22 protein-coding genes are annotated in these 22,583 nt (G+C 75.2%); 15 read left to right on the top strand and 7 right to left on the bottom strand.

The genetic code is table 11. The features are described 5' to 3' along the window. Positions 1–59: 59 nt before the first annotated feature. From HLV61_RS17135 to HLV61_RS17100, 8 genes are all read left to right on the top strand, one after another. Complete coding sequence (locus HLV61_RS17135) at positions 60–1,601, top strand: ABC transporter substrate-binding protein (protein ID WP_369257578.1); 1,542 nt, start codon at positions 60–62, stop codon at positions 1,599–1,601. After that, positions 1,598–2,542, top strand: a complete 945-nt coding sequence (locus HLV61_RS17130) for an ABC transporter permease (protein ID WP_369257576.1) — start codon at positions 1,598–1,600, stop codon at positions 2,540–2,542. The genes HLV61_RS17135 and HLV61_RS17130 overlap by 4 nt, the downstream gene beginning before the upstream one ends. Next, positions 2,539–3,450 (top strand): ABC transporter permease, encoded by a 912-nt coding sequence (locus HLV61_RS17125; RefSeq protein ID WP_369257574.1) that lies wholly within the window; start codon positions 2,539–2,541, stop codon positions 3,448–3,450. The genes HLV61_RS17130 and HLV61_RS17125 overlap by 4 nt, the downstream gene beginning before the upstream one ends. Next, positions 3,447–4,499, top strand: a complete 1,053-nt coding sequence (locus tag HLV61_RS17120; protein WP_369257572.1) for an ABC transporter ATP-binding protein — start codon at positions 3,447–3,449, stop codon at positions 4,497–4,499. Before HLV61_RS17125 ends, HLV61_RS17120 begins: the two co-directional genes overlap by 4 nt. Continuing rightward, entirely contained in the window at positions 4,499–5,335 is an 837-nt protein-coding gene (locus tag HLV61_RS17115; RefSeq protein WP_369257570.1) for an ATP-binding cassette domain-containing protein, read from the top strand. The genes HLV61_RS17120 and HLV61_RS17115 overlap by 1 nt, the downstream gene beginning before the upstream one ends. Positions 5,336–5,372: 37 nt before the next feature. Next, positions 5,373–6,056, top strand: coding sequence for a GntR family transcriptional regulator (locus HLV61_RS17110; RefSeq protein ID WP_369257568.1), 684 nt, complete (start codon positions 5,373–5,375; stop codon positions 6,054–6,056). Next, positions 6,053–7,639 (top strand): class I adenylate-forming enzyme family protein, encoded by a 1,587-nt coding sequence (locus HLV61_RS17105; protein WP_369257566.1) that lies wholly within the window; start codon positions 6,053–6,055, stop codon positions 7,637–7,639. The genes HLV61_RS17110 and HLV61_RS17105 overlap by 4 nt, the downstream gene beginning before the upstream one ends. Positions 7,640–7,705: 66 nt before the next feature. Then, positions 7,706–8,653, top strand: coding sequence for an MBL fold metallo-hydrolase (locus HLV61_RS17100; RefSeq protein WP_369257564.1), 948 nt, complete (start codon positions 7,706–7,708; stop codon positions 8,651–8,653). A gap of 51 nt (positions 8,654–8,704) precedes the next feature. On the opposite strand, the gene HLV61_RS17095 is transcribed toward HLV61_RS17100, so the two are convergent. The 3 genes from HLV61_RS17095 to deoC are packed head-to-tail and all read right to left on the bottom strand — an operon-like array spanning position 8,705 to position 12,025. Beyond that, positions 8,705–9,571: an aldehyde dehydrogenase family protein gene (locus HLV61_RS17095; protein ID WP_369257562.1), complete on the bottom strand. Its 867-nt coding sequence runs from the start codon at positions 9,569–9,571 to the stop codon at positions 8,705–8,707. After that, a complete protein-coding gene (locus HLV61_RS17090; RefSeq protein ID WP_369257560.1) occupies positions 9,571–11,013 on the bottom strand; it encodes an aldehyde dehydrogenase family protein in 1,443 nt (480 codons plus the stop codon). Before HLV61_RS17090 ends, HLV61_RS17095 begins: the two co-directional genes overlap by 1 nt. Positions 11,014–11,029: 16 nt before the next feature. Then, positions 11,030–12,025 carry a deoxyribose-phosphate aldolase gene (gene deoC / locus HLV61_RS17085; RefSeq protein ID WP_369257559.1) on the bottom strand — a complete coding sequence of 332 codons (996 nt, stop codon included), beginning with the start codon at positions 12,023–12,025 and terminating at the stop codon, positions 11,030–11,032. 89 nt (positions 12,026–12,114) lie between these two features. Between deoC and upp the strand changes: the two genes are divergently transcribed. The 4 genes from upp to HLV61_RS17065 all read left to right on the top strand — a co-directional run bounded on the left by upp (position 12,115) and on the right by HLV61_RS17065 (position 14,513). Next, positions 12,115–12,738: a uracil phosphoribosyltransferase gene (gene upp / locus HLV61_RS17080; protein WP_369257557.1), complete on the top strand. Its 624-nt coding sequence runs from the start codon at positions 12,115–12,117 to the stop codon at positions 12,736–12,738. Positions 12,739–12,740: 2 nt separating this feature from the next. After that, the gene (locus HLV61_RS17075; protein WP_369257555.1) at positions 12,741–13,631 is read left to right on the top strand and encodes a Gfo/Idh/MocA family protein; all 891 of its coding nucleotides are present in this window, start codon (positions 12,741–12,743) and stop codon (positions 13,629–13,631) included. Positions 13,632–13,708: 77 nt separating this feature from the next. Continuing rightward, positions 13,709–14,209, top strand: a complete 501-nt coding sequence (locus tag HLV61_RS17070) for a hypothetical protein (protein ID WP_369257553.1) — start codon at positions 13,709–13,711, stop codon at positions 14,207–14,209. Positions 14,210–14,234: 25 nt separating this feature from the next. After that, complete coding sequence (locus HLV61_RS17065) at positions 14,235–14,513, top strand: hypothetical protein (RefSeq protein WP_369257551.1); 279 nt, start codon at positions 14,235–14,237, stop codon at positions 14,511–14,513. Positions 14,514–14,515: 2 nt separating this feature from the next. Here HLV61_RS17065 and HLV61_RS17060 read toward each other — a convergent pair whose 3' ends face one another. The 4 genes from HLV61_RS17060 to HLV61_RS17045 are packed head-to-tail and all read right to left on the bottom strand — an operon-like array spanning position 14,516 to position 18,457. Then, on the bottom strand, positions 14,516–15,208 hold the full coding sequence (locus HLV61_RS17060; RefSeq protein ID WP_369257549.1) for a haloacid dehalogenase type II: 693 nt from the start codon (positions 15,206–15,208) through the stop codon (positions 14,516–14,518). After that, positions 15,208–16,845: a phospho-sugar mutase gene (locus tag HLV61_RS17055; RefSeq protein WP_369257547.1), complete on the bottom strand. Its 1,638-nt coding sequence runs from the start codon at positions 16,843–16,845 to the stop codon at positions 15,208–15,210. The genes HLV61_RS17060 and HLV61_RS17055 overlap by 1 nt, the downstream gene beginning before the upstream one ends. Beyond that, positions 16,842–17,660, bottom strand: a complete 819-nt coding sequence (locus HLV61_RS17050) for an NAD-dependent epimerase/dehydratase family protein (protein ID WP_369257545.1) — start codon at positions 17,658–17,660, stop codon at positions 16,842–16,844. Before HLV61_RS17050 ends, HLV61_RS17055 begins: the two co-directional genes overlap by 4 nt. Continuing rightward, complete coding sequence (locus HLV61_RS17045; protein ID WP_369257543.1) at positions 17,657–18,457, bottom strand: purine-nucleoside phosphorylase; 801 nt, start codon at positions 18,455–18,457, stop codon at positions 17,657–17,659. The genes HLV61_RS17050 and HLV61_RS17045 overlap by 4 nt, the downstream gene beginning before the upstream one ends. A gap of 115 nt (positions 18,458–18,572) precedes the next feature. On the opposite strand from HLV61_RS17045, the gene HLV61_RS17040 reads away from it, so the two are divergent. From HLV61_RS17040 to HLV61_RS17030, 3 genes are read left to right on the top strand one after another with little or no spacing between them, the layout of a single operon-like run. Beyond that, positions 18,573–20,051 carry a hypothetical protein gene (locus tag HLV61_RS17040; protein WP_369257541.1) on the top strand — a complete coding sequence of 493 codons (1,479 nt, stop codon included), beginning with the start codon at positions 18,573–18,575 and terminating at the stop codon, positions 20,049–20,051. Between the two features lie 60 nt (positions 20,052–20,111). Then, positions 20,112–21,317: a glutamate--cysteine ligase gene (locus tag HLV61_RS17035; RefSeq protein ID WP_369257539.1), complete on the top strand. Its 1,206-nt coding sequence runs from the start codon at positions 20,112–20,114 to the stop codon at positions 21,315–21,317. Then, the gene (locus HLV61_RS17030; RefSeq protein ID WP_369257538.1) at positions 21,314–22,573 is read left to right on the top strand and encodes an amidohydrolase; all 1,260 of its coding nucleotides are present in this window, start codon (positions 21,314–21,316) and stop codon (positions 22,571–22,573) included. Before HLV61_RS17035 ends, HLV61_RS17030 begins: the two co-directional genes overlap by 4 nt. Positions 22,574–22,583 lie beyond the last annotated feature (10 nt).

Here is a 22,583-nt window from a genome sequence, read left to right as displayed (position 1 = left end):
GCCTCCACAATCAATTGAATATAAACATGGCCTGGATCACACCTGTCAAGGGAGACGAGATGCGCATCCGGATGCTCGCCGTGGTGATGGCCACCGCCCTCGTGACCGCCGCGTGCGGCGGATCGGACGGCGGCTCCACCGCCGGAGGGGGCTCGGGGTCGTCGGCCGGCCCGGCGGACGAGGACGCGGTCCTGCGCTTCTCGTTCGGCACGCCGGCGGGGAGCAACTACGACCCCGCGACCACGACCAACCAGTTCGTGAACGTCTACCTCTACCCGGTCTACGACCGGCTGGTCGACGTGACGCCCGAGGGCGAGCTCCAGCCCATGCTCGCCGAGTCCTGGGAGTTCACCGACGGCGACCGGACGCTGCGGCTCACCCTGCGCGAGGGCGTCGTCTTCCACGACGGCACGCCGTTCGACGCCGAGGCGGTCAAGGCCAACGTCGACCGCGCCAAGAGCCTCCCGAACTCCTCGCTCAAGGCCGACCTCGCGGCGGTGACCGAGGTGGTGGTCGTCGACGAGCGGACCGTCGACCTGCGGCTGGGCGCCCCCGCCGGCTCCCTGCCGGCGCTCCTGGCCGACCGCGCCGGGATGATGGTCAGCCCCGCCGCCTTCGGGAACCCGGACCTCGACCTGCAGCCGGTGGGGACGGGCCCCTACCGCGTGACCGAGCACCAGCCCGGCGTCGTCATCCGGTACGAGCGGTCCGCGGACTACTGGGCCCCGGACGTGCAGACCCTCGGTGGCCTGGAGATCCAGATGCAGCTCGACCCCGAGGTGCGGCTGCGCGCCGTCAGCGGGGGTCAGGCCGACGCCACCCAGCTCAACCCCGACCAGGTCGAGGCGGCGGAGGGGCCGGGGATCACGGTGGAGTCCGCGCCGTCGCTGGGGTCCTTCACCCTGTTCCTGAACAAGAGCGGCCCGGCGCTGTCGGACCAGCGCGTGCGCGAGGCCATCAGCCTGGCCATCGACCGCCAGGGCATCAGCGACGCGCTGCAGGCGGGCCGGTGCACGCCGAGCACGCAGCTGTTCCCCGAGGACTACTGGGCGCACAACCCCGACATCGAGGCCCCCGAGTACGACCCCGACCGCGCCCGGGAGCTGCTCGCCGAGGCGGGACAGCAGGACCTGGCCCTGAACGCCGTCGTGATCAACGTGCCCTTCTACACGGCGCAGCTGGAGGCCATCCAGGCCCAGCTGGCGGAGGTGGGCGTCGACCTGACCGTCACGTCGCTGGAGCCCACCGAGCTGCTGTCGCGCTTCGTCGGCGGCGAGGCGGACATGTACTTCAGCAACTGGCCCGGCGCGACCGACCCGGCCAAGACCGTGGCGACGCTCCTCTCGCCGCAGGGCACGCTGAACCCCGGCGGGTACAGCAACCCGGAGATCGACCGCCTGGCGGTGGAGGGGCTGTCGGCCACCACGCAGGAGGACCGGGCGCCGTCCTACCAGGAGCTGTCCGAGGTCATGGTCGAGGACGCCACCCAGATCGTCGTCTGCAACGCCACGAACACCTTCGTCCACACCGAGCAGGTCTCCGGCCTGGAGTCGACGCTGACCGGGCTGTTCGACTTCCGCGGGGTGACGGTGAGCGCATGATCCGCCTGGTGGCGAGGAGGCTCCTCGCCCTCGTCCCGCTGGTCTTCCTCGTGACCCTGGTGGTCTGGGGGCTGGTCCTCGTCATCCCGGGGGACCAGGCCCTGGCGATCGCGGGTGACTCCGCGACGCCCGAGCAGGTCGAGGCCATCCGGGAGGACCTGGGGCTCGACGACCCGGTGCCGGTGCGGTACGGGCGCTGGCTGGCCGCCGCGGTCCAGGGCGACCTGGGGACGTCGCTGTACACCAGCTACTCGGTCACCGACGCCCTCGCCGACCGGCTGCCGGTGACGTTGTCGCTGGTCTTCGTCTCCTTCGCCCTGGCCGTCGTCGTGGGCACGGCGATCGGCATGCTCGCGGCGAACCAGAAGGGGCGCCTGACCGACCGGATCCTCACCGTCACGACGTCGGTGGGCCTGGCGGTGCCGAACTTCTGGCTGGGCCTGCTGCTGGTCACCTTCTTCGCGCTCAAGCTCGAGTGGTTCCCCTCCGGCGGGTACGTGCCCTTCACGGAGGACCCGGCGGGGTGGCTGCGCAGCATCACCCTGCCGGCCGTCACGCTGGCCACGGCCGTGGCCGCCGAGCTCGCCCGGCAGATGCGCGCCAGCATGTCCGACGTCCTGGAGCGGGACTTCATCCGGACCCACCGGGCCAAGGGCCTCCGGCCGGCGACCATCGTCCGCCGGTACGCCCTGAAGAACGCGGCCATGCCCGTCATCACCGTGGCGGGGCTCCAGATCGCCCGCCTGTTCGGCCTGGCCACCATCGTCGAGATCATCTTCAACCTCAACGGGGTCGGTGCCCTCGCCGTGGACGCGGTCTTCGACCGGGACATCCCGGTCATCCAGGGCTGCGTCCTCCTCATCACGGTGATCGTGCTGCTGGTCAACCTCGTCGTGGACGTCAGCTACGGCCTGGTCAACCCGAAGGTGCGTGTGCAGTGACGACCATCCGGCCGACGGCCGCGCCCGGGGCGCAGGAGCAACCGCTGACCGACCGGCCCGAGTCGCCGCGGCAGCGGTTCGTCCGCCGGTTCCGCCGGGAACGCCCCGCCGTCGTCGCCCTCGTGGTGGTCGTGCTCATCGCCCTGGCCGCCCTGCTGGCACCGCTCCTGGCCACGCACGACCCCGACACCCAGGTGCTGTCCGACCGCCTGCAGGCGCCCAACGGGGAGCACTGGTTCGGCACCGACGACCTCGGCCGGGACGTGTACTCGCGGCTGCTCTACGCCGGCCGGATCTCGCTGCTCGCGGCCGTGCAGGCGACGGCCATCGGGATCGCCCTCGGCGTCCCCCTCGGCCTGGCCGCCGGGTACCTCCGGGGCTGGGTGGACGTGGTGCTCAGCCGGATCGCCGACGCGGTCATGAGCATCCCCGCGCTCCTGCTGGCCCTCGCGATCGTCGGCATCCTGGAGCCGGACCTCACCAGCGCGATGATCGCGATCGGGGTCGTCTACGCGCCCCAGTTCTTCCGGCTCACCCGGGCCAGCACGCTCGCGGTCCGCGAGGAGACCTTCATCGAGGCGGCCCGGAGCGTGGGTGGCACGTCGCGCGCGATCATCACCGGCCACGTGCTGCCCAACGCGCTGTCGCCGCTCGTCGTGCAGATCTCCCTGGCCATGGGCTTCGCCATCCTCTTCGAGGCGAGCATCAGCTTCCTGGGCCTGGGCGTGCAGCCGCCCGACTCCTCGTGGGGCTCGATGCTCGGCCGGTCGACCCGTTTCTTCGAGCAGAGCCCGCACCTGGTGCTCATCCCCGGCCTGGCGATCCTCGTGACGGTCCTCGCCTTCAACGTGATCGGCGACGGCGTCCGGGACTCCCTCGGCCGGGAGATCAGGAGGCCGACGCAGTGACCGACGCGGGAACCGGCGCAGTGACCGCCGCAGGGACCGGCTCGGGGACCGGCTCGGGGACCGGCGCGCTGCTGGAGGTGGAGGGCCTCGCGGTGGAGTTCGCGACGGCCCAGGGCTGGGCCCGGGTGGTCGACGACGTGTCCTTCACCATCGGGCGCGGGGAGACCCTGGGCCTGCTGGGCGAGTCCGGCTGCGGGAAGTCGGTGACCTCGCTGGCGGTCATGGGGCTGCTGCCGCCCCGGTCGTCCCGCATCGCCGCGGGCTCCATCCGGCTCGACGGCCGCGAGCTGCGGGGACTGTCGGAGTCCGAGCTCAGCGACGTCCGCGGCAACGCCGTCTCGATGATCTTCCAGGAACCCATGACGAGCCTGGACCCCGCGTTCCGGGTGGGCGAGCAGATCTCCGCGGTCCTGCGCCGCCACCGCGGCGCCTCGCGCAGCGCAGCGCGCCGGCGGGCCGTCGAGCTGCTCGACCTGGTCGGCATCCCCGACGCGGCCCGGCGGGTGGACGACTACCCGCACACCTTCTCCGGCGGCATGCGGCAGCGCGTGATGATCGCGATCGCCCTGGCGTGCGAGCCGGACCTGCTCATCGCGGACGAGCCCACCACGGCGCTCGACGTCACGGTGCAGAAGCAGATCCTCGAGCTCCTCGCCGGCCTGCAGGAGCGCCTGGGCATGGGGGTCCTGTTCGTCACGCACGACATGGGCGTCATCTCGCAGATCAGCGACCGCGTCGTCGTCATGTACGCCGGGCAGGTCGTGGAACAGGCGTCGACGGAGGAGGTCTTCTGGCATCCGCAGCACCCCTACACGGAGGGCCTGCTCGCCTGCCTGCCCGCCGAGCACGGACGGGAGCGGCTGCGTGGCATCCCCGGGCTGGTGCCGGGTCCGCTCGACCTCCCCGGCGGCTGCCGGTTCCACCCGCGGTGCCACCACGCCCGTGCGGGCGTGTGCGACGTCACCCCGCCGGGCCTCGACGAGGTCCTGGCCGGGCACCACACCCGCTGCCTGCTGGCGCGGGACATCGAGCTGCGGGGGATCTCCTGATGTCCGAGCCGCTGCAGGTCGTCGCGGAACCGGCGTCCCCGGAACCGCTCCTGGTCGTCCGGGACCTCACGAAGACCTTCGTCACGCGGCGGGACCCGCTCGGGCGGCCGCGGGAGCGGCTGACCGCCGTCGACGCGGTCTCCTTCGAGCTCGCCGCCGGCCGGACCCTCGGTCTCGTCGGCGAGTCCGGCTCCGGGAAGAGCACGACCGGCCGCCTGATCGCCCGGCTGATCGAGCCCGACGCCGGCACCGTGGTCCTCGGCGGCCGCGACGTCACGGCCGCCGGCCGGGAGGAACTGCGCGAGCTGCGCCGCGACGTCGCGATGGTCTTCCAGGACCCCTACTCCTCCCTCGACCCGTCCTGGATCGTCGCCGACGTCATCGCCGAGCCGCTCCGGTACCACTCCGGGCTCGGCCGCCGGGAGCGACACCGGCGGGCCGCCGAGCTGCTGGACCAGGTGGGCCTGGACCGGCGGGCGGCGATGCGCTACCCGTACGAGTTCTCCGGAGGGCAGCGCCAGCGGCTGGCCATCGCGCGTGCCCTGGCGCTGAACCCCCGGCTGATCATCTGCGACGAGGCGGTGTCGGCCCTCGACGTCTCGACCCAGGCGTCGATCATCACGCTGCTCGAGGACCTCCAGCGCGAGCTCGGGGTCAGTTACCTGTTCATCTCCCACGACCTGGCGGTCGTCCGCCACGTCAGCCACCGCGTCGCCGTCATGCGCGGCGGCGCGATCGTCGAGACCGGCGACGCCGACCGGGTGTGGTCCGACCCGCAGGAGGACTACACCCGGGCACTGCTCGACGCGGTCCCGAGAGTCGCGAGGCGGGTGTGAAGGATGTCGCGAGACGCGAGGGTTCAGTCCGGTGCCCGTGAACGACGTTCCACTGACGCGGATCGACTGGGTCGAGGCCCAGATCAGGCAGGCCATCCTCGACGGCGAGCTCGCCCCCGGCGAGCGCCTGATCACCGCCACCCTCTCGGAGCGCTTCTCGGTGAGCCCGACGCCCCTGCGGGAGGCACTGCAGCGGCTGGCGGGGGAGGGCCTGGTCGAGTTCGCGGCGCAGCGGGGTGCGCGGGTCACGCCGCTGTCGGCCCGCGACCGGGACGAGCTGGCCGAGCTCCGGAAGCTCCTGGAGCCGGAGACGGCGGCCCAGGCCGCACGGCACGGCGGCCCCGAGTGGCGGGCGCTCGTCGAGGCGACGTCGGGGACCCTGCTGGCGACCCTGGAGCAGGCCACCGCCACCCCCGTGGCCCGCGAGCTCGCCTACCGCGCCTTCTACGAGGCGGCGGCCGGCGGCTGTCCCTCGACGCGGCTGCGGAACATGTCCCGGGTCGTCCGCGACCAGGCGTCGCGCTACCGGCTGGCGGTGAGCGACGGCCTGGACCGGGAGGAGCTGGCCACTGTGCACCGGTCGCTGGTCGGCGCACTGCTGGCGGGACGGCCCGCCGAGGTCCGGACCGCCATCGAGCGGGAGATCGTGGCCTACGAGTCGGTCGGCCTGGACATGACCGCGGAACCGGAGGCAGCGGTGGCGCCGGGAGCGCGGGGATGAGCCCCCCGGGGCGGTCGGGGTCGGTCGGCGACAGGCTCACCTGGCAGGCCGGGGTCGACCCGCGCCGGCCCTTCCTCGTGCGGGTGGGCCCCGGCGGGCAGCAGACCGTCCTCTCCTACCGGGACGTGTGGCTGGAGTCCCGCGCCATGGCGCGCCTGCTCACCCAGCTCGGCGTGCGCCGGGGCGACACGGTCCACGTCCAGCTCGGCAACGTGCCCGAGCTGCTGGTGTGCCTGTTCGCCGTCGCGCACCTCGGCGCCGTGCTCGTGCCGACGCACCCGTCGTCGACCGTCGACGACGTCGCCTACGTGATGTCGCACGCGGGCTGCCGGGTCAGCGTGACGGCCCTGGACCGGATGCCGGTGGTGGCCGCCGCCGCGGAGATGGTCCCCGAGCTCGCCCAGGTCGTGACCGTCGGCGGAGCGGCCGACGGCGCGGTCTGCTGGGAGGAGGTCCGTCCGGGCCTGTCCGAGGGGGAGCTGCCGGACGCGCGTCCGGGGCCCCGGGACCTGCTCGCCGTCCTCTACACCTCCGGCAGCAGCGGGTGGCCCAAGGGCGTGATGCTCACCCACGGCAACCTGCTCTTCGCCGGTGAGGCGGTCGCCCAGCTCGTCCGCCTGCGGGCCGAGGACCGCTGGCTGGTCACGCTGCCGCTCTCGCACGCCAACGCGCTGCTCTACTCGGTGATGTCGGCCTTCGTCACCGGCGCGTCCGCCGCCCTCGTGCCGGCGTTCGACCCCGCCCGCTGGGCGGAGCAGACGCGGGACGTCTCGGCGACCGTGGCCAGCCTGTTCGCCGTGCACGTGCGGGCGGTCCTGGGGGCCAGCCCCGGCGGCGTCGACACCAGCGGCCTGCGGCTCACCCTCTTCGCCCAGCACCTGACCGAGCACGAGCGGGCGGTGTTCGAGGAACGCTTCGCGACCCGGCTGGTGCAGGTGTACGGGCTGACCGAGACCCTCGCGCCCACGCTGTCCGACCCGGTCCACGGGCCGGCCGTGCCGGGGACCGTCGGCCGGCCCACACCCTGGGTACACACCCGCCTGGTGGACACCGACGGCGTCGAGGTGCCACCGGGCCGGGCGGGGGAGCTGCTCGTGCAGGGGGTGCCCGGCCACTCGCTCATGGCCGGCTACCTGGGACGCGAGGAGGACACCCGCCGGATCCTCCGCGACGGCTGGCTCGCCACGGGCGACCACCTGCGCGCCCTGCCCGACGGGTCGCTGGAGTTCCTCGGGCGTGCCGAGGACGTCCTCAAGCCCGGCGTCGACAACGTCTCGGCCGCCGAGGTGGAGCGCGTCCTGCTCGAGCACGTCTCGGTGCTCGACGCGGCGGTCGTCGGCGTCAGCACCCCGGAGCGGGAGGAGCACATCGTCGGCTTCGTCGTCCTGCGCCCGGAGGACGACGCGACGGAGGCGGAGGTCCTGGCGTGGGCGGGTGACCGGCTCGCCGCCCACAAGGTCCCCGAGCGGGTCGTCGCCGTCCCCGCACTGCCGCGCAACGCCGTCGGCAAGGTGCTCAAGCGCCAGCTCGGCACCGCCCACGTCCCCGTCCCCGCCGCACCACGCGTGCCCCCTGCCCGCTGAGGGGGACCGGCCGGATCCCGGCCCCCACCGGCGCATCGTCGCGCCCCGACCGGAGAGGAACCCCCCATGAGCTCGTCCCACGGCGACCACGACCTCGGACCGTCGCGCCTCGAGGAGGTGAACGACGGCGTCTTCGCCTACATCCAGCCCGACGGCAGCTGGTGGATCAACAACACGGGCCTGCTGGTCGACGACCGGGGCGCCGTCTCCATCGACACGTGCGCGACGGAGCGGCGCACCCGCGAGTTCCTCGACGCGGTGCGGACGGTGACCACCCGCCCGGTGCGGACGCTGGTCAACACCCACCACCACGGCGACCACACGCACGGCAACTACCTGCTCCCCGACGCGACGATCGTCGGGCACGAGCTCACCCGGGAGGCGGTCATCGAGACCGGCGTCCCCGGTCCGGAAGGGCCGCTGCCGTACTGGACGCACTTCGACACCGGCGCCCTGGAGCTCGCTCCTCCGTTCCTCACCTTCACCGACCGGGTCACGCTCTGGTCGGGAGACCTGCGCTGCGAGGTCCGCCACGTGGGCACGCCCGCCCACACGACGAACGACTCGATCGTGTGGATCCCGGAGCGGTCGACGCTCTTCGCCGGCGACCTGCTCTTCAACGGCGGCACGCCGTTCCTGCTGATGGGGTCGCTGTCGGGGTCGCTGGAGGTCATGGAGAAGGTCGTGGCCCCGCTCGAGGCGACGACGATCGTGCCCGGGCACGGGCCGGTCGCGGACGGCTCCCTGGTACCGCAGATCCTCGGCTACCTCCGCTTCCTGGAGCGGACCGCGCGGGAGGGGCGCGACGCGGGCCTGTCACCGCTGGAGGCCGCACGGCAGTGCGACCTCGGGGAGTACGCGGAGTGGTCGGACGCCGAGCGCATCGTCGGCAACCTGCACCGGGCCTACGCCGAGCTCGACGGTGCCGAGCGCGGTGCGCCGATCGACCTCGAGGCCGCACTCGGCGACATGGTCACCTACAACGGCGGCCGACGGCTGACCTGCCTGGCCTGAGCCGGGCGGGTGCGCCGGGCCTCCTCGCGGAGGGCCGGGGCACCCGCCGGCTCACAGTCCGATCGGGTGCCACACCGTCTTGGTCTCGAGGAACCGCGTCATCCGGCCGGTGCCGGGGTCGGCGGTCCAGTCCGGCTCCTCCGCCGGCGGGCGCAGCACCCGCTTGATGCTGCCGGCCGCCAGCCGCTCGAGCTCCAGGGCGCGGCCGGCGGGGGCGCCGGTGAGGTCGATGGCGTCGACGTCGTCGTGCTCGGCCAGCCAGGGGCCGATCTCGCCGGCGTCACCGGTGAGCAGGTTGACCACGCCGCCGGGGACGTCGCTGGTGGCCAGCACCTCCCCGAGGGTGATCGCCGGGAGCGGCCGCTCCCTCGACGTGACGACGACGGCGGTGTTGCCGCCGGCCAGCACCGGCGCCAGCACGCTGACCAGGCCGAGCAGCGACGAGCGCTGCGGCGCCAGCACCGCGACGACGCCGGTGGGCTCGGGCAGCGAGAAGTCGAAGTACGGCCCGGCCACCGGGTTGGCGCTGCCCAGGACCGCCGCGAGCTTGTCGGTCCACCCGGCGTACCAGACCCACCGGTCGACGGCGGCGTCGACGACGGCCCGCGCACGCCCGGCCGACAGGCCCTCGCCCGCGGCGACCTCCTCGCAGAACTGCGCGTGCCGGCCCTCCATGACCTCCGCGACCCGGTAGAGCACCTGCCCGCGGTTGTAGGCGGTGGTCCCCGACCACTTCCCGAACGCACCCCGCGCGGCGACGACGGCGTCGCGGGCGTCCTTGCGGGAGGCGTGCGCGGCGTTGGCGAGGAAGGCCCCGCGGGCGTCGGTCACCTCGTACGTGCGGCCGGACTCCGAGCGCGGGAAGGCCCCGTTCACGTACAGCTTGTAGGTCTTGCGGACGGCCAGCCGGTCCGACATCAGGAGCTCTCCTTCAGGTAGGCGGCGAGCCCGTGCCGGCCGCCCTCCCGGCCGTAGCCGGACTGCTTGTAGCCGCCGAAGGGCGACGTCGGGTCGAACTGGTTGAACGTGTTGGCCCAGACCACGCCGGCGCGCAGCCGGTCGGCGATCGCGAGGATCCGCGAGCCCTTCTCCGTCCAGATGCCGGCCGACAGCCCGTAGGTCGTGTTGTTCGCCTTGGCCACCGCCTCGTCGGGCGTGCGGAAGGTGAGCACCGACAGCACCGGGCCGAACACCTCGTCGCGGGCGATGCGGTGCGCGGGGGAGACGTCGGTGAACACCGTCGGCGGGAACCAGAAGCCGCGCTCGGGCAGCTCGCAGACCGGCTGCCAGCGGTGCGCGCCCTCGGCCTCGCCGACGTCGGACAGCTCCCGGATCCGGGCGAGCTGCTCGGCGGAGTTGATCGCCCCGATGTCGGTGTTCTTGTCCAGCGGGTCGCCCACCCGCAGCGTGCCGATGCGCCGCTGCAGCGAGGCGATGACCTCGTCGTGCACCGACTCCTGCACCAGCAGCCGCGAGCCCGCGCAGCACACGTGGCCCTGGTTGAAGAAGATGCCGCGCACGATGCCCTCGACGGCCTGGTCGATCGGGGCGTCGTCGAAGACGATGTTGGCCGCCTTGCCGCCGAGCTCCAGGGTGAGCACCTTGCGGGTCCCGGCGACGGCGCGGGCGATGGAGCGGCCCACCTCGGTCGAGCCGGTGAAGGCGACCTTGTCGACGTCCTCGTGCTCGACGACGGCGCGGCCGGTGTCGCCGGCCCCGGTGACGATGTTGACCACGCCGGGCGGGAGGTCGGCCTGGCGGCACACCTCGGCGAACAGCAGCGCGGTCAGCGGGGTGGTCTCGGCGGGCTTGAGGACGACGGTGTTGCCGGTGGCCAGCGCCGGGGCGACCTTCCACGCCAGCATCAGCAGCGGGAAGTTCCACGGGATGACCTGGCCGGCCACGCCGTGCGGGCGCGGGTCGGGGCCCAGGCCCGCATGGCCGAGCTTGTCGGCCCAGCCCGCGTGGTAGAAGAAGTGCGCCGCGGCCAGGGGCACGTCGACGTCGCGGGACTCCCGGATCGGCTTGCCGTTGTCCAGCGACTCCAGGACGGCGAACTCGCGGGCCCGCTCCTGCAGGATCCGCGCGATCCGGAACAGGTACTTGCCGCGGTCGGCGGGGCGCATCGGCCCCCACACGCGGGTGGAGGCCCGGCGGGCGGCCCGCACGGCGCGGTCGACGTCGGCCTCGGTGCCCACCGCGATCTCGCTGAGCACCTCCTCGGTGGCCGGGTTGACCGTCTTCATCGGCTCGCCGGAGCCGTCGACGAACTCGCCGTCGACGAACAGCCCGTAGGACGGCGCGACGTCGACGATCGAGCGGGACTCGGGGGCGGGGGCGTACTCGAACAGGCTGGTCATGATCAGTCGGTGCCCATCAGTCGATGCTCACGTGGTCGGGGCCGCCGTAGTGGCCGGTGCGCAGCTTCTGCCGCTGCAGGAGCAGGTCGTTGAGGAGGCTGGAGGCGCCGAAGCGGAACCAGTCGGGGGACAGCCAGTCGGCGCCGACGGTCTCGTTGACCAGCACCAGGTGCTTGAGCGCGTCCTTGGTGGTGCGGATGCCGCCGGCCGGCTTGACGCCGACCTGGCGGCCGGTGGCGGCGCGGAAGTCGCGGACCGCCTCGAGCATCACCAGGCAGACCGGCAGCGTGGCGGCGGGGGAGACCTTGCCGGTGGAGGTCTTGATGAAGTCCGCGCCGGCGAGCATCGCCAGCCAGGAGGCGCGGCGGGCGTTGTCGTAGGTGACCAGCTCGCCGGTCTCGAGGATGACCTTCAGGTGCGCGTCCCCGCACTCCCGCTTCACCGCGACGATCTCGTCGAACACCTCGAGGTAGCGGCCGGAGAGGAAGGCGCCGCGGTCGATGACCATGTCGATCTCGTCGGCGCCGTTGCCCACGGCGTCGCGGACGTCGGCGAGCTTGACCTCCCGGCTGGCGCGGCCGCTGGGGAAGGCCGTGGCGACGGCGGCGACGTGGATGCCCGAGCCCTCGAGCGCCTCCACCGCGACGCCGGCGAGGTCGCCGTAGACGCAGACGGCGGCGACCGCGGGGGCGGTGGTGTCGGTCGGGTCGGGACGGCGGGCCTTGGCGGCCAGCGAGCGGACCTTGCCCGGGGTGTCGGCGCCCTCGAGCGTGGTCAGGTCGACCATCGAGATGGCGGTGTCGATCGCCCAGGCCTTGGCCGTGGTCTTGATCGAGCGGGTTCCGAGGGTGGCGGCGCGCTGCTCGGCGCCCACCTGGTCGACACCGGGCAGGCCGTGCAGGAAGGCGCGGAGGGCGGCGTCCGAGCGGGTCACGTCGTCGAACGGCGCTCCGGACCCGGGGGCGGGCCGGGTCCCGGCCTCGAGGGTCCCGGGGTCGAGCACGTGGGTCATGCCGGCCATTCTCCCGGTTCCCCCTCCCCGCCGTCGCACCCTGGCCGTCGCACCCTGGGCCGGGCGGGGCGACCGCTACGGTGTCGCGCGTGCAGTTGACCGTGGTGGACCACCCGCTCGCCCGTGCCCGGCTGTCGCGCATGCGCGACGAGCGCACCGACAACGCCGCCTTCCGGGCCGCGCTGCGCGAGCTGACCCAGATGCTGGTCTACGAGGCCACCCGCGACCTCGCCGTCGCCGAGGAGCCGATCACCACCCCGGTGACGACGACGACCGGCTACCGGCTGGCCGCGCCGCCGCTGATCGTGCCGGTGCTCCGCGCGGGGCTGGGCATGGCCGACACCGCGCACGGGATGCTGCCGGAGTCGCAGATGGGCTTCGTCGGCCTGGCGCGCAACGAGACGACCTTCCAGCCCGAGGCCTACATGGCCTCCCTGCCCGAGACGCTGGTCGGTCGGCACGTGTTCGTCCTCGACCCGATGCTGGCCACCGGCGGGTCGCTGGTGCACTGCTGCACCCTGCTCACCGGGCGCGGCGCCACCGAGATCACCGTGCTCTGCGCCCTGGCCGCGCCGGCCGGGCTCGAGCGCCTCGAGCAGAGCGGGCTGCCACTGCGGGTCTTCACCGCCAGCGTCGACGAGGGGCTCGACGAGCAGGCCTACATCGTCCCCGGCCTCGGCGACGCCGGCGACCGCCAGTTCGGCGCGGTCTGACCGTGCGCTTCGCGGTCCTGGGCACCGGTCACTGGGCCCGCACCGTGCACGCCGCGGCGATCGCCGCGCACCCCACCGCCGAGCTGGCCGGGATCTGGGGCCGCGACGCCGCCAAGGCCGCCGAGGTCGGGGCGGAGTTCGACGTCCCCGGGACCGACGACCTCGCCGCGCTGCTCGAGCAGGTCGACGCGGTGTCGGTCGCCGTCCCGCCCGACGTCCAGGTGCCCCTCGCCGAGCAGGCGGCCGCCGCCGGCCGGCACCTGCTGCTGGAGAAGCCGATCGGCCTGACCGTCGCCGAGGCCGACCGGGTGGTGGGCGCGGTGCGGTCCACGGGCGTCGCCTCGGTCGTCTTCTTCACCTTCCGCTTCCAGGCCGCGACGACGACCTGGCTGACCCAGGCCGCCCGGACCCGGCTGGCCGGCGGCGCCGGCTCGTGGCTGTCCGCGCTGGCCGGCAGCCCCTTCGACTCGGCCTGGCGCCGCCGGCACGGCGCGCTGTGGGACATCGGCCCGCACGCGCTGTCGCTGCTGGTCCCGGCCCTGGGCCCGGTGGTCTCCGTGCAGGCCGGCGCGGGCGCGGGCGACACCGTGCACCTGGTGCTCCAGCACGCCACCCCCGGCGTCGCCTCCACGCTGACGCTGTCGCACACCGTCGCGCCGCTGGCCACGGGCGTCGAGTTCAGCGTGCACGGGGACGCCGGCCGGCTGGTGCTCCTGCCCGACACCGAGAGCCCGGTCGAGTCGCTGTCCGCGGCGGTCGACGAGCTCGGCGCCGCGGCGCTCACCGGCGGCGCCCACCCGTGCGACGTCGGCTTCGGACGCGACGTCGTCGTCGTGCTGGCGACCGCCGAGCGGGCCCTGGCCTCGGGCTGCCGGGAGTCCGTCCCGGCCTGAGCCGACCGCGACCGCACCGCGGCGGCCCGGACCCGGGGAAAGCGGTTGACCGGACGGGTCAGCCTGGAGGGGTGCGGATGACCTTCTCCCGGCTGGCCGACCGGCGTCCGGTGGAGACGCGCGTCGAGCGCGACGACGGGGTCGTCTTCTCCCTCCGCGGCGCCGGCGGCGGGGCCGACCTGCCGCACGACCTGGTGCACGCGCTCGTCGAGACCGAGCTCGGCATGACCGACGGCATCTGGGGCTGCATCGCCGACGGCGTCGTCTGGACGACGATGCGGCACGTCTCCGGCCGGCAGCCCCCGCACGCCGCCGAGCGCTCGGCCCGGCTGAAGAGGGAGCGGGCGGCGGCCATCCAGCGGGCGGAGGGCGTGGCCGACCTGGTCTCCCGGTCGGCGCGCGGGGCCACGGTGCTGCCCGGCGAGGCCGCCGCGCTCGACCTGGCGCCCGCGCGGCTCGCCGACGCCGCGGCCGCGCTGGCCGACGCCGGGCGGCGGTGGCGGGCCCTGCCGGTGGGGGAGACGTGGACCGTGCAGTGGCGCCCCCCGCCGGCCCGCCCGGGGCGACGCCGCAGGTGAGAGGCCCGTCGGGCACACTCCGGGCGTGATCATCGTGCTGGTCGGGGCCGTGGTGCTGGCGCCCGTCGTCGTGATGGCCGACCTGCGGCGGTGGCGGCCGCTGCCGGTGCTGCTGTGGCTGGCCGGCACCGCGGCCGCCGTCACCTGGGTCCGGTCCCTGGACGCCGGCCCCGGCGCGGTCGGAGGACAGGGCGGGCTCTTCGCGGGGATCGGCTGGCTGCTCACCGCCCTGGCCGCCGCCGTGCTCTCGGTGGCCGCCGCCCGGCGCGGCGTGCCGCGGCAACGGCCCCGGCACGGGCGCTGACCTCAGCAGCCGAGCGCGGCCGCGAGCTCCTCGAGGGAACCGACCGACAGGTCGGCGCCGGGGTCGGTCTCCGGCGGCGCGGGGTCCCCGCCGAACTCCAGCGTCCGGTGCACGTACGCCGTCCGCAGTCCCCGCGCCCGCGCGGCGGCCAGGTCCTCGACGTGCGCGGCGACCATCAGCACCCGCGGCGGCGGCAGTCCGAGCAGCCGCGGCGCGGAGTCGTAGACCTCGGGGTCGGGCTTGTAGCGGCGCACGACCTCGGCGCCGAGCACCAGGTCCCACGGCAGCCCGGCCCGCCGCGCCAGGTCGACCTGCAGCCGGACGCCCCCGTTGGACAGCGGCGCGAGGACGAACCGGCTCCGCAGCCGGGTCAGGCCGGGCACCGTGTCCGGCCACGGGTCGAGCCGGTGCCAGGCCAGGACGAGCTCCGCGGCGACGTCGTCCGGGACCGCGTCGGCCCCCACCTCGGCGAGCGCAGGGGGCAGCGACTCGCGGTGCAGCACGTCGAGCGGCACGAACGGCCGCCCGCCGCTGCGCACGCGCTCCATCGACGGCTGGTAGCGGCTCCGCCAGGCGTCGGCGAACGCGGCGGCGTCGACGTCGGGGCCGAGCAGCCGCGCCGCCTCGCGGGCCACGCCGGCGCGCCAGTCGACGACGGTGCCGAAGACGTCGAGGACCAGCGCGCCGACGTCCACTACAACCCCAGGGCGTGCGCCATCTCGCCGCGCAGCTGGTCGAGCTCGTCCTCGCCGCGGCCGCGGGCGGCGATCACCCCGGCGTCGTCGTGCACCGGGACGACCGTCTCCAGGTAGGCCTTGAGCTTGGGCTCGGTGCCGCTGGGCCGCACCACCACGCGGACGCCGTCGCCGAGCAGCCGGACGGCGTCGACCGGCGGGTCCTCGGTGAGCAGGTCGGTGGCGGTGACCGGGCGGCCGAGCAGCCGCGACGGCGGGTCGGCGCGCAGCCGCCGCATCGCGTCGGAGATCAGCGTGAGGTCCTCCACCCGCGCCGACAGCTGGCCGGTGGCGAACAGCCCGTGCTCGCGGGCGAGCTCGTCGAGCCGGTCGACCAGCGTGCGGCCGGTGGCCTTGAGCTCCGCGGTCAGCAGGGCGACGGCGAGGGCGGCGGAGATGCCGTCCTTGTCGCGGGCGACCTCGGGGGTGACCGCGTAGCCGAGCGCCTCCTCGTAGCCGAACACCAGCGGCTCGGCGTCGGTGCCGGCGCGGATGATCCACTTGAACCCGGTGGGCGTCTCGGCGAACCGCACGCCGTGCGCCTGGGTGAGCGCGTGCAGCAGCGAGCCGCTGACCAGCGAGGACGCGTACGTGCCCCGGGCGCCGCGGCGCAGCAGCCAGTCGGCGAGCAGCGCGCCGACCTCGTCGCCGGTGAGCTGCCGCCCGTCGCAGACCACCGAGCAGCGGTCGGCGTCGGGGTCCTCGGCGACGGCGACGTCGGCGCCGCTGCGCTCGGCCAGGGCCAGCAGCAGGTCGACCGCGCCGGGCTCCTCCGGGTTGGGGAACGCGACCGTCGGGAACGCCGGGTCGGGCGCGTCCTGCTCGGGCACGCTCACCGGCGGGGCGAACCCGGCGGCGGCGAACACCGCCCGCGTCGTGGCCGCGCCGACGCCGTGCATCGCCGTGTAGGCCACCGTCACGGCGGCGCGGTCGGCGGCCGGCACCCGGTGGGGCTGCAGCGCCCGCACCACGGCGGCCACGTAGCCGGCCTCGACGTCGTCGCCGAGGGTGGTCCAGTCGCCGGAGGTCGGCACGTCCCGCGCCGGGCCGACGGCGGCGATCGCGGCCTCGATCTCCCGGTCGGCCGGCGGCACGAGCTGCGCGCCGTCGGCCAGGTAGACCTTGTAGCCGTTGTCCTGCGGCGGGTTGTGGCTGGCGGTGACCATCACGCCGGCCGCGCAGCCGAGCGACCGGACGGCCGAGGACAGCACCGGCGTGGGCAGCGGCCGGGGGAGCACCTGCACCACGAACCCGGCGGCGGCGAGCACCGACGCGGTGACCCGCGCGAACTCGTCGGAGCGGTGCCGGGCGTCGAAGCCGACGACGACGCCGCCCCCGCCGTGCCCGGCCCCGGTCAGCCACGCGCCGAGACCCGCGGCGGCGCGGGTGACGACGGCGGCGTTCATCCCGGCCGGCCCGGCGCGCAGCGGCCCGCGCAGCCCGGCGGTGCCGAAGGTCAGCGGCCCGGCGAAGCGGCGCCCGAGCTCCGCGGTGTCGCCGGCCGCGACCAGCGCCTCGATCTCGGCGCGGTCGCCGGGGTGCGGGTCGGCGGCGGCCCAGGCGCGGGCGGTGTCCAGGAGGCTGTCGGTCACGGTCACGGGCGGGCTCCCTCGGCGTCGTACCCGGGCAGCGTGTACGGGCCGCCCACCCGCGCGTGCACCGGGTCGGCGGGGTCGGCCTCGCCGTGCGCGGCTCCCAGCGCGTCGGCGTACGCCTCGGCGTCGTCCTGCGGGTCGTAACCCAGCGACCGGGCTGCACTGAGGTCCCACCAGCCGCGGGTGTTGGCCGAGACGCCCCACACCACGCGGAAGCCGGGAGCGGGCGCGCGCAGCGCGGCGTCGACCAGGGCCACGGTGTCGCGCGGCGACAGCCAGGTGGCCAGGGCGCGCAGGTCCGGCGGCTCGGGGGCGTGGGTGCCGATGCGCAGGCAGACGACGTCGAGGCCGTAGCGGTCGGCGTACAGCGAGCCGAGCGCCTCGAGCGTCACCTTGGACACCCCGTAGTAGGTGTCGGGCCGCGGCGGGCCGTCGTCCTCGCGCAGCAGTCCGGCCGCCGGGCGCTCCGTGAACCCGGTGGCGTGGTTGCTGCTGGCCAGCACGACGCGGCCGAGGCCGGCCCGGCGGGCGGCCTCGAGCACGCAGTAGGTGCCCTCCACGTTGGCGTGCGCGATGGCGGCCCAGTCCGACTCGCTCGGGATGCCCGCGAGGTGGACGACGGCGGCGGCACCGCGCGCCGCGGCGGTGAGGGCGTCGAGGTCGGTGACGTCGGCGACGAGCACCTCCTCGCCGGGCCGGGGCTCGCCCACCTCCACGCGGTCGAGGCTGCGGACCGGCCAGCCGCGCTCGGGCAGCCCCTCGCGCAGCACCGTGCCGATCTGGCCGGCCGCTCCGGTCAGGAGGACCGGACCGCTCACGGGAGCCGCCCGATGAACTGCACGAGGAACTCGCCCAGCCGGCCCGCCGCGGCCCTGCCCGCCGCGAGCACCTCCTCGTGGTCGAGCTTCTCGCCGGTGATGCCCGCCGCGGCGTTGGTGACCATGGACAGGCCGAGCACCTCGAGGCCGGCGGCGCGGGCGGCGATCGCCTCGAGCGCGGTGGACATGCCCACGAGGTCGGCGCCGAGGGTGCGCAGCATGCGGATCTCGGCCGGCGTCTCGTAGTGCGGGCCGGGCAGCGCGGCGTAGACGCCCTCGGTCAGGTCCGGCTCGATCGACCGGGCCAGCTCACGCAGCCGCGCGGAGTAGAGGTCGGTGAGGTCGACGAACGTGGCCCCGACCAGCGGGGAGCGGGCGGTGAGGTTGAGGTGGTCGCTGACCAGCACCGCCTGGCCGACCCGGTGCTCCGGCGCCAGCCCGCCGGCGGCATTGGTGAGGACGACGGTGCGCACACCGGCCGCGGCGGCGGTGCGGATGCCGTGCACCACCGGCTCGACGCCGCGGCCCTCGTAGAGATGGGTGCGGCCGAGGAAGAGCAGCACCTTCCGCTCGCCCACGCGCACCGAGCGCACCTGGCCGCCGTGGCCCACCGCCGTGGGGGCCGCGAAGCCGGGCAGGTCGCCGATGCCGACGGAGGCTCCCGGCTCGCCGAAGGCGTCGGCGGCGGGCGCCCATCCCGAGCCCATGACGACGGCGACGTCGTGGCCGTCGCCGACGGCTGCGGTCAGGGCGGCTGCTGCGGCGGCGGCGGTGGCCGCGGGATCGGGTGCGCTCACCCGGCGACGCTAACGCAGCGCGGCGGTCCCCCCGCCCGCTGACCCACCCGTCCCAGCCGTCCCCGGCCGCGTGTCGGCCGGGGACGGCGGCTGCGCGCTCCCCGACCATGGCGCGGTGCAGCGAACGCGGATCGACGGCGTCCCGGTCTTCACCGCCGGCGGGCGGGAGCGGGCGACGGCCGCGCTGGTGTTCGGCGTGGGCCTGCGCGACGAGACGTTCGCGACCATCGAGGTCACCCACCTCGTCGAGCACCTGGCGATGGCCGCCCTGCCGCGCACGCACCTGCGCTGCAACGCCGTCACCGACGTCGACAGCACCGCCTTCTTCGCCACCGGGCGCCCGGCCGCCGTCGGCGCCTTCCTCGAGGGGGTCTGCCGCGCCCTGGCCGACCTGCCCACCGAGCGGATGGCCGCCGAGGCCGGCGTCCTGCAGGCCGAGGGCTGCGGCAGCGGCTCCTCCACGGTCAGCGCGCTGTGGGCGGCCCGCTACGGGCTGACCGGGCCGGGGCTGACCGTCTCGGCCGGGCCGGGGGCGGAGTACCTGGACGAGGAGACCGTCCGGGCGCACGCGGCACGCTGGTTCGTCCGCTCCAACGCCGCGCTGTGGTGCCACGGCCCGCTGCCGGAGGGGCTGCGGCTGCCGCTGCCCGACGGGCCGCGCCCGGTGCGCCGGGTGCCGCGCCCGCGCCCGCAGGACGGGCCGGTCTGGACGCACACCGACGCACCCGGCGTCGGCCTGCTGCTGACCAGCGACGTCCCCGCCGACGCCGCGCTGGCCGTCGGCGTCGACGTCGTGCAGGAGCGGCTGCGCGAGCGCGCCCGGCACGACCGCGGGCTGTCCTACGCCGTCGACTCGCTCTCCCTCGACCTGGCCCCCACCCGGCGGGAGGTGGCCGTCGTCGTCGACGCCCGGACCGGTCACGACGCCGAGGTGGCCGGCCTGCTGTGGGACGTCTTCGCCGAGCTGTGCGCCGCCGGGCCGACGCCGGCGGAGGTCGCGCACGCCGTCGACGGCCTCGCGGCCGAGCTCGACGACGAGGACGCCGTCGGCGCCGAACTGGCCGACGCCGCCTACTGCGCGGCCACCGGGCTGTCGTACCGCCCGGCCGCCGACACCCTCGCCGCCTGGCGCGCGGTCACGCCGGAGCAGGTCACCGCGGCGCTGCGCCGGGCCGAGCCGACCGCCGTCCTCGCCGTCCCCGACACCGCGCCCTGGGACGGCCCGGCCGGCGTCGCCCGCCGCCCGCTGTGCGGCACCCTCCCGGAGCTGCCGGAGGGCACGCTGTTCCGCCCGTCGCTGGTCCGCCGGCTGTTCGACGCGTCGGCGCGGGTGGCGCTGGTGGTCTCCGACGACGGCCTCGCGCACGCCGACGCCGACGGCGACGTGCACGGCATCCCCTGGTCGCGGGTCGAGGCCGTGGTGCCCACCGACGACGGCCGCGGGATCTCGGTGGTCGGCCGCGACCTGTGCTGCGTGCGCGTACACCCCGACCGCTACGGCTCCCGCGCGGTCGCAGCCGTGCTCGAGCGCGCCCCGGCCGCCACGCTGCTGGGCCGGCCCGCCAGCGAGGCGCCGGAGTACGCCGCGGTCTGAACGGGTGGACGGTGCCGCTCTGAGGGGTGGGGAGCGCGCGATCTCCCTATCCTCGACAGCGTGCAGATCCCCTTCTCCTCCTCCGAGCGCTCCAGCCTGGGTGTGGAGTGGGAGCTGCAACTCGTCGACCGCGAGACGCGGGAGCTGACCGCCGGCGCGATCGAGATCCTCGAGGAGATGCGCCCCGACGGCGCCGAGGAGCACCCGAAGGCCAAGCACGAGCTGCTGCAGTCGACCATCGAGGTCATCACCGGCGTGTGCACCACGGTCGAGGAGGCCACCGCCGACCTCGCCGGCACGGTCGCCGAGGTGGCCGCCGCCGCCGACCGCCGCGGCCTGGGCCTGCTGTGCGCCGGCACCCACCCGTTCACCGACTGGCAGACGCAGCTGATCTCGCCCAAGGAGCGCTACCTGCAGCTGGTCGAGCGGATGCAGTGGCTGGCCCGGCGGCTGCAGATCTTCGGCGTCCACGTGCACGTCGGCGTCCGCTCGCCGGACAAGGCGATGCCGATCGTCAACGCGCTCACCCAGTACGTCCCGCACTTCCTGGCGCTGTCGGCGTCCTCGCCGTTCTGGGTCGGCTGCGACACCGGGCTGGCCTCCTCGCGCAGCAAGGTCTTCGAGGCCATGCCGACGGCGGGACTGCCGACCCAGCTGCCCGACTGGGCCGGCTTCGAGACCTACATGGAGACGCTGATCTCCACCGGGTCGATCGAGAGCGTGCGCGAGGTGTGGTGGGACATCCGCCCGCACCCGGGCTTCGGCACCGTGGAACTGCGGATCTGCGACGGCCTGCCCACCCTCGAGGAGATCGGCGTCGTCGCCGCGTTCTCGCAGTGCCTGGTCGAGCAGTTCGACACCCAGCTCGACCGCGGCTACACGCTGCCCACCCCGCCCAGCTGGATCCTGCGGGAGAACAAGTGGCGGGCCGCCCGCTACGGCCTCGACGCCGACGTCGTCGTCGACGAGAAGGGCACCGTGCGGCCGGTGCGGCAGGCGCTGCTCGACCTCGCCGAGGACCTCACGCCCACGGCCCGGCGGCTGGGCTGCGAGGCGGAGCTCGCCGGGGTGGAGCGGGTGCTCGCCGTCGGTGCCTCCTACCAGCGGCAGCGTGCCGCGGCGCTGGCGTCCGGCGGCGACCTGCGCGCCGTCGTCGACTCCCTCCTGGCCGAGCTGCGGAACGGCCTCCCCACCTCCGGGCCGGCCGCCGGTCCCGACGGTCCCGTGCCCGGCCCGGCGGCGTGTGCCGGCGGGCACGCCGCATGACGCGGACCCCCGAGGAGCTGGCCGCCGGGCTCGACGCCTGGGTCGAGGAGCACCTCCCCGAGCTGGTCGACGTCCGCCGCCACCTGCACATGCACCCGGAGCTGGCCTACGCCGAGGTGGAGACGACGGCCTACCTGGAGCAGCGGCTCACCGAGGCCGGGCTCGCGCCGCACCGGCTGCCCAGCGGCACCGGGCTGGTGGTGGAGGTGGGGTCCGGGTCGCCGACCGTGGTGCTGCGCGCCGACATCGACGCGCTGCCGCTGGCCGACCTCAAGGACGTGCCGTACGCCTCCACCCGCGAGGGCATGTGCCACGCCTGCGGCCACGACGTGCACACCACCGTCGCGCTCGGCTCGGTGCTGGCGCTGGCCGGCATGGACGACCTGCCCGGCACCGTGCGCTGCGTGTTCCAGCCGGCCGAGGAGACCGTGCCCGGCGGCGCCACGCACGTGCTCGCGGCCGGTGTGCTGGACGGCGCGTCCCGGGCGTTCGCGCTGCACTGCGACCCGGCGATCCCGGTGGGCACGGTCGGCCTGCGCACCGGCTCCATCACCGCGGCCTGCGACCGCATCGACGTCACGCTCACCGGCCCCGGCGGGCACACCGCCCGCCCGCAGCTGACCGTCGACCTGGTCGACGCGCTCGGTCGCCTGGTCACCGGGCTGCCCGGGCTGCTGTCGCGGCAGGTCGACCCGCGCGCCGGGTTCTCGCTGGTGTGGGGCGCGGTCAACGCCGGTGTCGCGGCCAACGCCATCCCGCAGCGGGGCACGCTGCGCGGCACCGTGCGGGTGCTCGACCGCGACGAGTGGAAGCGTGCCGAGGACCTGCTGCGCCGGCTGGTCGAGCAGGTGGTGGCGCCCACCGGCGCCGGCGTCGAGGTCGAGTACGTGCCCGGCGTCCCGCCGGTGGTCAACGACCCGCGGGCGGTGGCGCTGCTGCGCACCGCGGCGCTGCAGACGGTGGGCAGCGAGAACGTCCGGCAGTCGCCGCAGAGCATGGGCGGGGAGGACTTCGGCTGGTTCGCCGACGTCCTGCCGATCGCGCTGGCCCGGCTGGGCACGCACGGCGGCGGCCCCCCGCTCGACCTGCACCGCGGCACCTTCGACGTCGACGAGCGGGCCATCGGGGTCGGCGTCCGGCTCATGGTGCGCACCGCGCTGCAGGCGCTGGCCGCCGACGCCGGCACCTCCGCGCCCGCCGCCGGTGCGCCCGCCGCGGGCCACCCCGCGCGTCCGCGGCAGGGAGAGCGCCGGTAGAACGGTCCTC

Source organism: Geodermatophilus amargosae (genome assembly GCF_041028265.1).
In the GTDB taxonomy this organism is placed as follows: Bacteria; Actinomycetota; Actinomycetes; order Mycobacteriales; family Geodermatophilaceae; genus Geodermatophilus; species Geodermatophilus amargosae_A.
Note: the sequence above shows the minus strand (reverse complement) of the source record. Positions and strands in the feature narration are given on the sequence as shown.

Coding starts and splice junctions, on each gene's coding strand:
- HLV61_RS17070 (WP_369257553.1), top strand. CDS start 13,709: ATGACCTTCTCCCGGCTGGCCGACCGGCGTCCGGTGGAGACGCGCGTC.
- HLV61_RS17095 (WP_369257562.1), bottom strand. CDS start 9,571: ATGTCGGACCGGCTGGCCGTCCGCAAGACCTACAAGCTGTACGTGAAC.
- HLV61_RS17105 (WP_369257566.1), top strand. CDS start 6,053: ATGAGCCCCCCGGGGCGGTCGGGGTCGGTCGGCGACAGGCTCACCTGG.
- deoC (WP_369257559.1), bottom strand. CDS start 12,025: ATGACCCACGTGCTCGACCCCGGGACCCTCGAGGCCGGGACCCGGCCC.
- HLV61_RS17130 (WP_369257576.1), top strand. CDS start 1,598: ATGATCCGCCTGGTGGCGAGGAGGCTCCTCGCCCTCGTCCCGCTGGTC.
- HLV61_RS17100 (WP_369257564.1), top strand. CDS start 7,706: ATGAGCTCGTCCCACGGCGACCACGACCTCGGACCGTCGCGCCTCGAG.
- HLV61_RS17030 (WP_369257538.1), top strand. CDS start 21,314: ATGACGCGGACCCCCGAGGAGCTGGCCGCCGGGCTCGACGCCTGGGTC.
- HLV61_RS17115 (WP_369257570.1), top strand. CDS start 4,499: ATGTCCGAGCCGCTGCAGGTCGTCGCGGAACCGGCGTCCCCGGAACCG.
- HLV61_RS17090 (WP_369257560.1), bottom strand. CDS start 11,013: ATGACCAGCCTGTTCGAGTACGCCCCCGCCCCCGAGTCCCGCTCGATC.
- HLV61_RS17135 (WP_369257578.1), top strand. CDS start 60: ATGCGCATCCGGATGCTCGCCGTGGTGATGGCCACCGCCCTCGTGACC.